The following is a 13,859-nucleotide window of genomic DNA, read 5'->3' as shown; positions in this document are numbered from 1 at the left end:
CAGGTGCTTAGCATCATGTCTCGATGACCGTTCAACCCGCAGCGTTCCTGCGCACCACTCTCCCCCTTGACCTGTCCGGGCTTGCGGGACTCGACAGCGGCCGCTACCACTCCATCTGGCTGCCCGATCACATGGTCAGCTTCTGGCCGGACTCGATCTGGACTCCCGAGTTCACCGACCTGGCCACCGCTTCCCCGTCGCCGCATCGCCACCTGGACGGGCTCGCGGTGGCGGCCGCGGCGGCCGTGCTGACCGAGCGGGTTCCTCTGGTCAGCGCCGTGGTCGACACCGTGCGCCGCCATCCCGCCATGCTCGCGCAGACGGCACTGACCATCGATCACCTCGCCAAGGGGCGTTTCATCCTGGGGCTGGGCAGCGGCGAGAGCGAAAACACGCTGCCCTACGGCTTCGACTTCTCGCGTTCGGTCAGCCGTTTCGAGGAAGCGCTGGCGGTGATCCAGCTGCTGTGGCGCGGCGACGGCCCGGTCGACTTCGACGGCCAGTTCTATTCGCTGCATCATGCCCGCCTGGACACCGAACCCTACGAGGGCCGGCTACCCCCGATCTGGATCGGCGCCAGCGGCCCACGGATGCTCGACATCGCGGGCCGCTACGCCGACGGGTGGTGGCCGGCGGGCGCCTGGACGCCCGAGCACTACGCCCAGATGCTCGCCGCGGTAAGGGCATCGGCAGACCGCGCCGGCCGCGACCCGATGGCGATCACCCCCTGCTTTATCCAGGTCTGCCTCATCGGCGCGGACGACGCCGCCCTCGCCGAGATCCTGCTGGCCCCCCTGGTAAAGGCCTTTCTGCTGCAGGTCTCCGCAAAGACGTTGCACGACTTCGGATTCGAACACCCCATGGGCGAGAGCTGGCGCGGATTCCAGGACATCGACCCGAACGTGCTCACCCGGGAGCGGATCGTGCAGTTCCTGGACAACGTGCGACCCGAGATGGTCCTGGCCGTCGTACCCCATGGGACGCCGAAAGAAGTCGCCAAGATCGTCAAGACATACGTCGATGCCGGCCTGCGCGTGCCCAAGATCCTCGACTACGGCGCCATGGCCGGCGTGAAATACGCGCAGGCTTCGGCGGCCAACGTCCGGGCGGCCGAGGACGAACTGATGCGGCTGTGCGGAGACCTGTCGTGACAACACGTTTGGACGCCGCGCAGATGCTCGCGGCCGCCGAGGCGGAGACCGGGCTGCGCGACTACGGCGATCCCACGTTGCCCGAACGCTTCGCCGTCGCCGTCGACCACCTCAACGGTCTGGGCATGGATGCCGATGGCCGCTTCGAAGCCGCGCAGGTGTGTCGTTGGCTGCTGACGTCGCGCCTCGAACTCATCGAAGACCGCAACCGCTACCCGATCGGCGATGAGGTGATCGACTCGCCGATGTTCGTCACGGGCGAACCCCGTTCGGGCACAACGCTGATGCATGCACTGATGTCCGTCGACCCGCACGCCCGCGCTCTGCGGTTCTGGGAGGTGATGTATCCCTGCCCGCCGCCGGGGCTGGCCGCACCCGATGACGACCGCCGGGCGCGCGCCGACGCGGACTGGCGTGAGATCAACGCCAAGATGCCGAAGTGGCTGCACAGCCACCCCTACAACGACATGCTGGGCGACGGCCTTCCCGAAGACGAGCGCACCTGGGCGTTCGACTTCCGGGTCATGACGCCGACCGCGTGGTGGCGGGTACCCATGCAGTCGCTGGTCGGCGGTCTGGCAACCGACCCGGCCGCGCAGTACCGGCTGCACAAGGCCATGCTGCAACAACTGCAATATCAACGGCCCCCAAAATACTGGGTGCTGAAGGGGTTTCACGGATTCCGGCTCAAGGAGATGTTCGACGCCTACCCCGACGCCACCCTGGTCTGGCTGCACCGCGACCCGGTGCAGGTCGCGGCCTCACGCACGATGATGATGGCCGACATCGCCGAAGGCATGGTGGGTCCCGTCGACCTGCACGCCCTGGCGAAGATGCATCTGGAGTTGACGCGCGATGGCGTCGCCAACACCATGAGTAACCCCATGGTCGACGATCCGCGCATCCTGCACATCCGTTACACCGACTTCGTCGCCGATCAAATCGCCACCGTCCGGCGGTATTACGAGTTCGCCGGGCGCCAACTCACGCCCGAGGCCGAATCGGCGATGCGCTACTACCTGGCCAACAACCGCGGCGACCGCTACGGCAAGTTCCGCTACTCCACCCAGCTGCTGATCGACATCGGCGAAGACCTCGATGCGCTGCATGCCGAATTCCGGCCATTCCGTGAGCGATTTGATGTCGAGATCGAAACCCGTGGCTGACGTGACGGCGCCGCACAAACGCCTGTCGGTCCACGACGTAACCTTCTCCGGCGCGCCGCTGGCCGAGGTGGCACAGCATTGGGCGGCCCTCGGTGTGTCGCGGCTCAGCGTCTTGGACAGCGAGCTGCTCGACCCGCAATTTCCAAAGCTGTTGCAGCGCAACAACTACACCGTGGAGGCGGTGTGCCACATCTTCGGTGGTGGCCGGCTCGACACACCCGAGACCGCGGCGCGGGATGCGCTGTTGGCCGTGATCGATGCCGCGGCCGCAGTGGGCGCGCGGGTGGTCTACATGCTCACCGGCGGCCGGGGCGCACTGACCTGGCCGCAGGCTGCCGATCGCTTCACCGCCATGATCGCTCCCTGCGTCAAGCACGCGAGGCGGGCGGGGGTGGCGCTGGCGATCGAGAACGCGTCGAGCCTCTACGCCGACATTCATCTGGCGCATACCCTGCGCGACACCGTCGCATTGGCCGAGATGAGCGGACTCGGAATCTGTATCGAGCTGTTCCACTGCTGGGCGGAAGGTGATTTCGAAGCGATGGTGCAGCGGGCATTGCCACGAACCGAGCTCATCCAGCTCAGCGATTACGTGCTGGGTGACCGGGCGCTCCCGGGTCGCGCGGTGCCCGGCGACGGTGCGATCCCGCTCGAAGCGTTCGTCACCAAGGCGCTCGCCGGCGGCTACGCGCACGGATTCGACCTGGAACTGATCGGGCCCCGCATCGACGCGGAGGGCCGCCCGCAAGCCGCGCGGCGCGCCTGCGACGTCGTCAGCGCGATGCTGAACAGATTGGGTGCATGACAATGGGTTTCGGCGACGCCTCCGACGACGCGGCACTGCAATCGGCCTGGACCGAATTCTGTGCCCAGCTGGAGCGCGCGGGCCGGCAGGTGTTCAAAGACGCCAACCCCGCCGCCCCATCGCAGCGCGTCGACGCATACCGATTTCTCACCCAAAACCTCGGCCAGGCCTTCGATCTGGCGCTCGAGACCCGCGACACCGGCTACCCGGTGCTGCACGCCTTCTGCGGCCCCACCCGCAAGCTCGGCGGGGACTGCGCCGACTTCACGTATCAACAGGCATGGATCGACGGGCACTCCACCTACCGGCTCACCGGCACCCGCGGCACCTCACGCTTTTTCAACGTCACCGTGCAGGGACGACGCACGCCTGGCCCGGGCGTCCTGCACGAGCCATTCGGCGACACACCGGAAGCCAATCTGCTCGGCCACCAACTCGACATCGGCGAAGACGGGCGATTCGAGCTTTACATCGGAGGCCCCGAACGCGGGCCGAACTGGCTGCCCACCACACCGGAGTCTCGAAAACTGTTCATCCGCCAGGGGTTTGACCGCTGGGACGAATCGCCGGCGCAGCTGCGCATCGAACGCGTCGACATGGCCTCCCCCAAGCCGTTGCCCACCCCCACCGACATGGTCGACGCGATGCGCTGGGCCGGCGATTTCGTCACCGGCCTGATGTCCGATTGGCCCGAATTCCCCTTCAACTACGGCGGCGTCGACGCCGGGCACCCCAACACGTTCCCGCGCGTCGGCGCCACCGACGCCGACAACAAACGCGGCCGGGCCGCCGCCAACATGTACTGGGAGCTCGCGGCCGACGAGGCGCTCATCGTCGAGTTCCACGCCCATGACGGGCTCTGGATGTTCACCAACATGGGTGTTTTCTTCAACAGCATGGACTACCTGTACCGCCCGGTCAGCTACACGCCTAGCCGCACCAAGGTCGACCGCGACGGCCGCATCCGCCTGGTTATGGCTCACCGTGATCCGGGCGTGCACAACTGGCTGGACACCCAGGGCTTCGAACGCGGCAACCTCACCTACCGGCACATGCTCGAGGGCGAACCCGCCGTGCTGGACACCCGAGTGGTCAAGCACGACGCACTGCTGGGCGCCCTGCCCGAGGAAACCGCCATAGTGAGCGCGCCGGAGCGCGCCGCCGCGATGTGGCAGCGCTTCCATGGTGTTCGCCGCCGCTACGTCCTATAGCTAGTGTCAAAGATCGTGACCGAGATCTCCGAGGACGAACTGGCCGGGCTGTCCGAATTCTCGCTGCTGTCCGAAAACGCCGAGCAGGCCGGGGTCTCCGGTCCTCTGCCCGACGCCGAGCGCGTCGAGTCCGGCACGGGCGAAAGCAGAATCAGCGCCCTGCGCTGGGGCAGCACTCCCCCGCGGATCGTGTTCGTGCACGGCGGCGGGCAGAACGCACACACCTGGGACACCATCATCGTCGGCCTCGGTGAACCCGCGCTGGCGGTCGACCTTCCCGGCCACGGCCACTCCGCCTGGCGCGAGGACGGCGACTACTCACCGCAGCACAACGCCGACACCTTGCTGCCGATCCTGCGTGAACACGCCGCGTCGGCCGACCTCGTCGTCGGCATGTCGCTGGGCGGACTGACCGCGATCCGGCTGGGCGCGGTGGCACCCGAACTGGTCAAAGAACTGGTGCTGATCGACGTCACCCCGTCGGCGCTGCAACGGCATTCCGAGATGACCAAGGAGCAACAGGGCACCGTGGCTCTGATGCACGGCGAACGCGAATTTCCCAGCTTCCAGGCCATGCTCGACTTGACGGTCGCGGCTGCGCCGCACCGGGAGGTGAAGGCGCTGCGCCGCGGGGTGTTCCACAACTCGCGCAAGCTGGAGAACGGCCAGTGGACGTGGCGCTATGACGCCATCCGCACCTTCCCCGACTTCGCCGGCCTGTGGGACGACGTCGATGCATTGTCCGCGCCCGTGACGCTGGTGCGCGGTGGCACGTCGGGCTTCGTCAGCGACGACGACGCCGCCGAGCTAGCCCGTCGCGCAAAGCATTTCCGCTCCGCGCACGTCGTGGAGAATTCGGGCCATTCCGTGCAAAGCGACCAGCCGCGTGCGCTGATCGACCTTCTGCGTGGAGTGCTCGACGCACGCTGAGCCTACGGTGGGGTAATGACTTCTGAGTTCCCGATCCGTATCGGTGTCCAGCTGCAGCCGCAACACGCTCCGCAATACGGCCAAATGCGTGACGCCGTGCGCCGCTGTGAGGACATCGGCGTCGACGTCGCGTTCAACTGGGATCACTTCTTCCCGCTCTACGGCGATCCCGACGGTGCGCATTTCGAATGCTGGACGATGCTCGGGGCCTGGGCCGAGCAGACGTCGCGCATCCAGATCGGCGCGCTGGTCACGTGCAACTCCTACCGCAATCCGGAGCTGCTGGCCGATATGGCCCGTACCGTCGACCACATTTCCAACGGTCGGCTCATCCTCGGCATCGGTTCGGGTTGGAAACAAAAGGACTACGACGAGTACGGCTACGAATTCGGCACCGCCGGCAGCCGCCTTGACGACCTGGCGACCGCATTGCCCCGGATCAACGCGCGGCTGGCCAAACTGAACCCGGCTCCCACCCGCGACATCCCGATCCTCATCGGCGGCAAGGGCCCGCGGAAGACGTTGCGCATGGTCGCCGAATACGCCGATATCTGGCACGGCTTCACCACCGTCGAGACCTATCCGGGGGCTGCCGACGTGCTGGAACAACATTGCGCCGCCGTCGGGCGCGACCCGTTCACCATCGAACGGTCGGCCGGGGTCGAGAACAACAGCGGCGTGGGCCGCGGCGAGGGCCTCGACGGGCTGATCGCCAACGCCGAAGGCCTTGCCGCCCTGGGCGTGACACTGCTGACCGTCGGCGTAAATGGTCCGGACTACGACCTGAGCGCCGCCGAAGCGCTATGCAAGTGGCGCGACAGCCGTTAAACCGGCCGCGCTATATTCAGATTCATCGGTCAAACCCCTAAACGCGAGCGTCAATTCGTGAGAAGCTTTCACCGCTGCTGGCCGAACCGGGTGTGAAAGAGACTGAAACAAAAAGATGCCGAAGAAATACGGGGTCAAAGAAAAGGACCTGGTTGTTTCGCACATTCTCCACCTGTTGTTGACCGGGAAGCTGCGCACTGGGGACCGCGTCGACCGCAATGAAATTGCGCTGGGCTTGGGGGTGAGCCGGGTGCCCATTCAAGAGGCGCTGGTCCAACTCGAACATGACGGCATTGTGTCCACGCGTTATCACCGTGGCGCGTTCGTCGAACGGTTCGATGAGGCCACCGTCCTCGAACACCACGAGCTCGACGGAATGCTCAACGGGATCGCGTCCGCACGCGCGGCGACCAGTCCCACCCCGCGGATCCTGGGACAGCTCGACACCCTGATGCGCTCGCTGCGCACCGCCAAGGATTCGCGCGCCTTCACCGACATCGCCACCGAATATCGGCGCACCGTCAACGAGGAGTACGCCGGCCCGCGCCTGCATGCCACGATCCGCGCCTCGCAGGATCTCGTCCCCCGCCTGTTCTGGACGACCTATCAGAGCGGGCGCGACGAGATGCTGCCGTTCTACGAAGACGAGACCGCTGCGATACAGCGCCGCGACCCCGAGGCGGCGCGGGCCGCCTGCGTCGACCGCTCCTATCTGATGGCCCAGACCATGCTGGCCGAACTGTTCCGGCGCCGGGTCTTCATCCCGCCCGACAACGTCGATCGGGTCGTTCCCGGCCCCCTGCGGGTGATCGCCGACGCGGACACGATCTGCGACGAAGCATCGCTGGTGCTGTGAACCGACTCTGAGCGGGCCGCGTCGCCGTTCAGTCGTTACGGTGACACTGATGAATTCGCGCGTGGGCCGGCACACCGAGCGCCGCGGAAGGGCATTCGGCCTGGCCGCGACAGTTCTGATGGTGTGCGGCCTCACGTTGGGTGGCCCAGCCGCGCCGGCGGCCGCCGACTGGAATCAATGCGCGCCGGCCGGCGTGGACAGCGCGCGGACCCTGCCCAAAGACCTGACCGAGAACCCGACCACCGGTGAGGACGACCGGGATACCACGGCGTCGGTCGAACCGCTCGGCGCGGTCGACGCCGGCGCCCTGGGCCTCGACGTGCCGGGTGTCCTGACCGTCGGCACGCTGTCGGACGCCCCACCCAACATCTGCATCAATCCCACCGGCGAATTCAGCGGCTTCGACAACCAACTGCTGCGCGCCATCGCCGACAAGCTGGGTCTGCACGTCCGCTTCGTCAGCACCGACTTTTCCGCCCTACTCGCCCAGGTCGCTTCCCGGCGCTTCGACGTCGGCTCGGCAGCGGTGAAAGCGACCGACGCCCGTCGGCACACCGTCTCTTTCACCAACGGCTACGACTTCGGGTTCTATTCGCTGGTGGTCCCGCCCGGCTCGGCCATCCACAAATTCAGCGACCTCGCGGCCGGCCAGCGGATCGGCGTCGTGCAAGGCACCGTCGAAGAGTCCTACGTCGTCGACGTGTTGCATCTGCAACCCGTGAAATATCCGGGCTTTGCCACCTTGTACGCCAGCCTGAAGTCACGCCAAATCGATGCATGGGTGGCGCCGGGGACCCTTGCCGCGACCGTCATTCGCCCGGGTGACCCGGCGGTGGTCGCCGCGAATACTTACAGCCCAGGCAACTTCGTGGCCTATGCGGTCGCCAAGGGCAACAAGCCGTTGATCGACGCGCTCAATTCCGGGCTGGACGCCGTCATCGCCGACGGCACCTGGGCGCACTTGTACACCCAATGGGTGCCGCGCACAGTGCCGCCCGGCTGGAAACCCGGCTCAAAAGCCGCGCCCATCCCCAAGCTGCCGGACTTCGCGGCGATCGCGAAGCAACACCGCTCGCCCGCGGGCCCGCCCGCCCCGAAATCGCCACTGGCCCAGTTGGGTGATTCATTCTTCGACTGGGATATGTACCGGCAGGCCATTCCCATGCTGCTCACCACCGGTCTGCCGAATACGTTGATCCTGACCAACAGCGCCCTGGTCATCGGCCTGGCGTTCGGGATGGTGTTGGCGATGGCGGGGATCTCGCACCGGCGCTGGCTGCGCTGGCCGGCCCGGGTGTACACCGACATCTTCCGGGGCCTGCCCGAAGTCGTGATCATCTTGCTGATCGGGATGGGCATCGGCCCGTTGGTCAGTGGGCTGACCAACAAGAACCCCTACCCGCTCGGCATCGCCGCGCTGGGATTGATGGCCGCCGCCTACATCGGCGAGATCCTGCGCTCCGGAATTCAAAGTGTCGATCCCGGACAACTGGAAGCGTCCCGGGCGCTGGGGTTCAGCTATGTCACCGCGATGCGGCTGGTGGTGGTGCCGCAGGGCATCCGCCGCGTGCTCCCCGCCCTGGTCAATCAAGCCATCGGGCTGTTGAAGGCCTCCGCGCTGGTCTACTTCCTCGGCCTGATCGCCGATCAGCGAGAGCTGTTCCAGGTGGGACGAGACCTCAACGCGCAGACCGGGAGCCTCTCACCGTTGGTGGCCGCGGGTCTCTTCTACCTCCTATTGACCATCCCGCTAACCCATTTGGTGAACTACATCGACACTCGGCTTCGCCGCGGCCGCCGAGCCGCCGCGCCAGAGGACGACGTCGCCCTGCTCGGGGCGACGTTCGGCCAGGAGATCACGTGACCTTCGGCATCCACGGGCGTGCGTCAGTTTCGCTGGCGGCCAAGGGCGTTCATCAAACCCTGGGCGGAAGCAAGGTGTTGCGTGGCGTCGATATCGAGGCACCCGCGGGCAGCACCGTGGCGATCATCGGGCCGTCCGGTTCGGGCAAGTCGACACTGCTGCGCACGCTGAACCGCTTGTATGAGCCCGACAGTGGCGACATTCTGCTGGATGGCCGATCGGTGCTGCGCGACGATCCCGACGAGTTGCGCCAGCGCATCGGCATGGTGTTCCAGCATTTCAATCTCTTCCCGCACCTCAGCGTCCTGGCCAACGTGGTGATGGCACCACGAAAGTTGCGACGCCTGCCGGCCGACGAGGCCCGCGACCTGGCGATGACGCAGCTGGACCGAGTTGGCCTGAAGCACAAGGCCGGTGCCCGCCCCAGCATGCTGTCCGGCGGGCAACAGCAGCGGGTGGCGATCGCCCGCGCGCTGGCCATGGGGCCCCAGGTGATGTTTTTCGACGAGGCGACCTCGGCGCTGGATCCCGAAATGGTCAAAGGAATACTGCAACTCATTGCGGACCTGGGCGCCGATGGCATGACAATGGTTGTGGTGACCCACGAAATGGGTTTCGCGCGGTCGGCATCCGACGCCGTGGTGTTTATGGATCACGGCAAGGTCGTGGAATCGGGCCCTCCTGAGCAGATATTCGATGCCGCAGAGACCGAACGGCTGCAGCGGTTTTTGTCCCAAGTGCTTTGATCTCCACTAACTGGTGGGCAATAGCTCCCTCGTAAGCACCTCATATCGGGATAGACTCCCGATTTATGGCAGACAGCGAATCGAACCCGGCCGAGGTAGCCGAGCTCGCCGAGGGTTTGCACCGAGCGCTGTCCAAATTGTTTGCGATTCTCCGCCGTGGGGACCCCAGCGGGGCGGCGGCCGGGGAGCTTACCCTGGCGCAATTGTCGATCCTGGTCACGCTGCTCGACCAGGGCCCCATCCGGATGACCGATCTCGCCGCGCACGAACGGGTGCGGACTCCCACCACGACCGTGGCGATCCGCCGGCTGGAGAAGATCGGGCTGGTCAAGCGTTCCCGCGATCCGTCCGACCTGCGCGCGGTGCTCGTGGACATCACCCCGCGGGGGCGGGCCGTGCACGGTGAATCGCTGGCCAATCGGCGCGCCTCGCTGGCCGCGATGCTCAGCCAGCTCCCGACGTCCGACCTCAACACCCTGACGCAGGCACTGGCGCCGCTCGAGCGGCTGGCCTCCGGTGACCCGACGTCCGGACCCGCCGGCGTGCCGCCCGCACGTAAGGAAGCCTGAAAAGAACCATCCGTCAACGCTTTTCACTTGTGTTTGCGGCGTCGGTAAACTGCAGGGCATGCCCAATGCACTCATCACCGGCGCCGGCGGCGGTATCGGATCGGCCATCGCCACAGCGCTGGCACCCACGCACACCTTGCTGCTGGCGGGCCGGCCGTCCGATCGGCTCGACGCGGTCGCGGAGCGACTCGGCGCCACCACGTTTCCACTGGACCTGACCGACTCCGGCGATATCGAAGCCGCCTGCGAAGTTGTGGACGAGCTCGACGTGCTCGTGCACAACGCGGGGCTGGCCATCCCCGGCAGCGTCGCCGACTCGAACGTCGACGAGTGGCGCGCCACCTTCGCCGTGAACGTCTTTGGACCGGTGGAACTTACGCAGGCTCTGTTGCCGGCGCTGCGGCGGGCGCGCGGCCAGGTGGTGTTCATCAACTCCGGCGCGGGGCGCACCGCTTCGCGGGATATGGCTTCCTATTCGTCCAGCAAGTTCGCGTTGCGCGCCTTCGCGGACTCGCTGCGTAGCGACGAACCGGAGTTGCGAGTCACGACGGTCTATCCGGGCCGGACCGACAGCGACATGCAGCGAGAACTCGTCGAGTTCGAGGGCGGTACCTACGACCCCGCCAACTTCTTGAAGCCCGAAACGGTCGCAGCCGCGGTCGCCCATGCGGTGGCCACCCCGCGCGACGGTCACATGCACGAGGTGGTGCTGCGGCCCGCCGGGCGGTAGGGCGGCGCTACACGACCAGGTTGACCAGCCGGCCGGGGACCACGATCACCTTGCGCGGGTCGGCGCCCGCCAAAAACGCCTGGACCTTTTCGTCGGCGAGCGCGGCCGCCTTCAGGGTGTCCTGATCGGCGTCGGCTGCCACCAACACCCGGCCGCGCACCTTGCCGTTCACCTGCACCGGGTACTCCACCGTGTCGTCGACCAGATAGGCGGGGTCGGCGACCGGGAACGGGCCGTGCGCCAGTGGGGTCTGGTGGCCCAATCGCAGCCACAACTCCTCGGCCATGTGCGGGGCCAGGGGCGCCAACATCAGTACCAGCGGCTCGACCGCCGCGCGGGGCACCGCGTCGCGGTGCTCCTTGGTGAGATGGTTGGTGTATTCGATCAGCTTGGCAGCGGCGGTGTTATTACGCAGTGCGGCATAGTCTTCCGCGACTCCGGCGATGGTGCGGTGCAGCGCCCGAAGCGTGTCGGTTGCCAGCTCCTGTGCGGGTCCGTCGACCACGCGGGTGTCACCGGTCTGCTCGTCGACCACCAAACGCCATACGCGCTGCAAGAAGCGGTGGGCTCCTACGACATCCTTGGTCGCCCAGGGCCGGGAGGCCTCCAGCGGGCCCATCGACATCTCGTAGACCCGCAGGGTGTCGGCGCCGTAGTCGTCGCAGATCTCGTCGGGTGAGATCGAATTCTTCAGGCTCTTACCGATTTTCCCGAACTCCTGGAAGACTTCCACCTCTCCCCGGGGTCCGGGGTAGACGAAGCGGCCGTCCCGTTCGACCACTTCCTCGGCCGGCACGTACGAGCCGCGCGCGTCGGTGTAGGCGAAGGCCTGGATGTAGCCCTGGTTGACCAGCCGGCGATAGGGCTCCCAAGAGCTCACGTGGCCCAGGTCGTAGAGGACCTTGTGCCAGAACCGCGCATACAGCAGGTGCAGCACCGCGTGTTCGGCGCCGCCGACGTACAAGTCGACGCCACCGGGATCCTGCGGCCCATGCTCGGCCGGCCGCGGGCCCATCCAGTAGGCCTCATTCTCCTTGTCGCAGAACCGTTCCGAGTTATGCGGATCGGTGTAGCGCAGTTCATACCACGAGCTGCCGGCCCACTGGGGCATCACATTGGTGTCCCGGCTGTAGGGCTTCAGGCCGTCGCCGAGGTCCAGCTCGACGTGCACCCACTCCGTCGCCTTGGCCAGCGGCGGCGACGGCTCGCTGTCGGCGTCGTCTGGGTCGAACAGCACCGGCGAGTAATCCGGGACGTCGGGCAGCTCGACCGGCAATGCGGCTTCGTCGAGCGCATGCGCGCGCCCGTCGGCGTCGTAGACGATGGGAAACGGCTCGCCCCAGTACCGCTGGCGGGCGAAAAGCCAGTCGCGCAACTTGAATTCGATGCGCGCCCAGCCACGACCCTCGGCCTCCAGGCGTGCGGTGATCTTTTCCTTGGCTGCGGCCACATCCAGCCCATCGAGGTAGCCGGAGTTGACCAGCACCCCGTCGCCGGCGTAGGCGGCCTCCGAAATGTCGCCTCCGGCAATGACTTCCACGATCGGCAGGCCGAACTCGTGGGCGAAGTCCCAGTCGCGCTGGTCGTGGCCGGGGACCGCCATGATCGCCCCGGTGCCGTACCCGGCCAACACGTAGTCGGCGATGAAGATCGGCACCGGTTTGCCGTTGGTGGGATTGGTCGCGTAACTGCCCAGGAAGACGCCGGTCTTGGCCTTGCTCTCCTGGCGCTCGAGGTCTGACTTCGACCCGATCGCCTGCCGGTAGGCGGCGACGGCCTCACCCGGTGTCGCGGCGCCATACATCCAGCGCGGGTCGGTGCCGTCCGGCCAGACCGCCGCCACCAACTGGTCGACCAGGTCGTGCTCGGGCGCCAGCACCAGGTAGGTGGCACCGAAAAGCGTGTCGGGCCGGGTGGTGAACACCTCGATGTCGACCGACTCGCCATCGTTCCCGGTCGCCGCGAACAGCGCTTTGGCGCCGGTGGACCGGCCGATCCAGTTGCGCTGCATGGTCTTGACCGGTTCGGGCCAGTCCAGTACGTCGAGGTCGTCGAGCAGCCGATCGGAGTAGGCGGTGATCCGCATCATCCACTGCCGCAACCGTTTCCGGAACACCGGGAAGTTGCCACGGTCGCTGCGGCCGTCGGCGGTCACCTCTTCGTTGGCCAGCACGGTGCCCAGACCGGGACACCAATTCACCAGCGAGTCGGCCCGGTAGACCAGCCGGTGGCCGTCGATCACATCGGCTCGCTCCCCCACCGACAGCCCGGCCCAGTCCCGCCCATCCTCGAGGCCGCGCGCTCCGGACTCGAACTCGGCGACCAGCTCGGCGATGGGGCGGGCCTTATTGGCGGCGGTGTCGAACCAGGCGTTGTAGATCTGCAAGAAGATCCACTGGGTCCACTTGTAGAACTCGACGTCGGTGGTGGAGAAACTGCGCCGGCTGTCGTGGGCGAGGCCCAGGCGTCCCAGCTGGCGCTTGAAATTGACGACGTTGGCCTCGGTCCGGGTGCGCGGGTGGGTGCCGGTCTGTACCGCGTACTGCTCGGCGGGCAGCCCGAATGCGTCAAATCCCAACGCGTGCAACACGTTACGGCCGGTCATCCGGAAATAGCGGGCGTATACGTCCGTCGCGATGTAGCCCAGCGGGTGACCGACATGCAGCCCCTCCCCCGACGGGTAGGGAAACATGTCCTGCACGAACAACTTGTCGTCCGGGACCGGGGCTCCGTCTGCTGGAGCCAGCGAACCGACCGGGTTGGGCACGTTGAACGTCCCGAGCTTCGCCCAGTTCTCCTGCCACGCGCCCTCGATACGGCCCGCCAGCGCCGCGGTGTAGCGATGCGGCGGCGCATCGGAGTCGGGCACGGCGGCGCCAGAACTGCTTGCCGGCGAAGCGGTCGGGGAGTCGGTCACCTGAACAGGGTATAAGGGCCGACACGACGAGTCCGCCGGCCACAGGTTGGTCTCGGTTCCGTTGCGCGCCGATCAGAGGTTCATCC

Annotated in this window: 12 protein-coding genes; 11 read left to right on the top strand and 1 reads right to left on the bottom strand. The window is 66.7% G+C overall.

Annotation, left to right across the window (positions count from 1 at the left end):
• Positions 1–23: 23 nt before the first annotated feature.
• From A5760_RS18035 to A5760_RS17985, 11 genes are all read left to right on the top strand, one after another.
• A complete protein-coding gene (locus A5760_RS18035; protein ID WP_064883210.1) occupies positions 24–1,151 on the top strand; it encodes an LLM class flavin-dependent oxidoreductase in 1,128 nt (375 codons plus the stop codon).
• On the top strand, positions 1,148–2,317 hold the full coding sequence (locus tag A5760_RS18030) for a sulfotransferase family protein (protein ID WP_064883208.1): 1,170 nt from the start codon (positions 1,148–1,150) through the stop codon (positions 2,315–2,317). The genes A5760_RS18035 and A5760_RS18030 overlap by 4 nt, the downstream gene beginning before the upstream one ends.
• Before the next feature lies 1 nt (position 2,318).
• Positions 2,319–3,122 carry a sugar phosphate isomerase/epimerase family protein gene (locus A5760_RS18025; protein ID WP_082279521.1) on the top strand — a complete coding sequence of 268 codons (804 nt, stop codon included), beginning with the start codon at positions 2,319–2,321 and terminating at the stop codon, positions 3,120–3,122.
• On the top strand, positions 3,119–4,333 hold the full coding sequence (locus A5760_RS18020) for a DUF1214 domain-containing protein (protein WP_231122662.1): 1,215 nt from the start codon (positions 3,119–3,121) through the stop codon (positions 4,331–4,333). Before A5760_RS18025 ends, A5760_RS18020 begins: the two co-directional genes overlap by 4 nt.
• 15 nt (positions 4,334–4,348) lie before the next feature.
• On the top strand, positions 4,349–5,263 hold the full coding sequence (locus A5760_RS18015; RefSeq protein WP_064883317.1) for an alpha/beta fold hydrolase: 915 nt from the start codon (positions 4,349–4,351) through the stop codon (positions 5,261–5,263).
• Between the two features lie 15 nt (positions 5,264–5,278).
• Positions 5,279–6,091 (top strand): LLM class F420-dependent oxidoreductase, encoded by an 813-nt coding sequence (locus tag A5760_RS18010; protein WP_064883202.1) that lies wholly within the window; start codon positions 5,279–5,281, stop codon positions 6,089–6,091.
• A gap of 115 nt (positions 6,092–6,206) precedes the next feature.
• The gene (locus tag A5760_RS18005) at positions 6,207–6,947 is read left to right on the top strand and encodes a GntR family transcriptional regulator (RefSeq protein WP_064883200.1); all 741 of its coding nucleotides are present in this window, start codon (positions 6,207–6,209) and stop codon (positions 6,945–6,947) included.
• 49 nt (positions 6,948–6,996) lie between these two features.
• Positions 6,997–8,811, top strand: coding sequence for an ABC transporter substrate-binding protein/permease (locus A5760_RS18000; protein WP_064883198.1), 1,815 nt, complete (start codon positions 6,997–6,999; stop codon positions 8,809–8,811).
• Entirely contained in the window at positions 8,808–9,557 is a 750-nt protein-coding gene (locus tag A5760_RS17995) for an amino acid ABC transporter ATP-binding protein (RefSeq protein ID WP_064883196.1), read from the top strand. The genes A5760_RS18000 and A5760_RS17995 overlap by 4 nt, the downstream gene beginning before the upstream one ends.
• A 65-nt stretch (positions 9,558–9,622) precedes the next feature.
• Entirely contained in the window at positions 9,623–10,126 is a 504-nt protein-coding gene (locus A5760_RS17990) for a MarR family winged helix-turn-helix transcriptional regulator (protein WP_064883194.1), read from the top strand.
• Positions 10,127–10,184: 58 nt separating this feature from the next.
• Positions 10,185–10,856, top strand: coding sequence for an SDR family oxidoreductase (locus tag A5760_RS17985; protein WP_064883192.1), 672 nt, complete (start codon positions 10,185–10,187; stop codon positions 10,854–10,856).
• 7 nt (positions 10,857–10,863) lie between these two features.
• Here A5760_RS17985 and leuS read toward each other — a convergent pair whose 3' ends face one another.
• Positions 10,864–13,773, bottom strand: a complete 2,910-nt coding sequence (gene leuS / locus A5760_RS17980) for a leucine--tRNA ligase (protein ID WP_064883190.1) — start codon at positions 13,771–13,773, stop codon at positions 10,864–10,866.
• Between the last annotated feature and the right edge of the window lie 86 nt (positions 13,774–13,859).

Source organism: Mycobacterium colombiense (assembly GCF_001665835.1).
Taxonomy (GTDB): Bacteria; Actinomycetota; Actinomycetes; order Mycobacteriales; family Mycobacteriaceae; genus Mycobacterium; species Mycobacterium colombiense_A.
The sequence above is the reverse complement of the archived record's forward strand: the minus strand, read 5'-3'. Positions and strand labels throughout refer to the sequence as shown.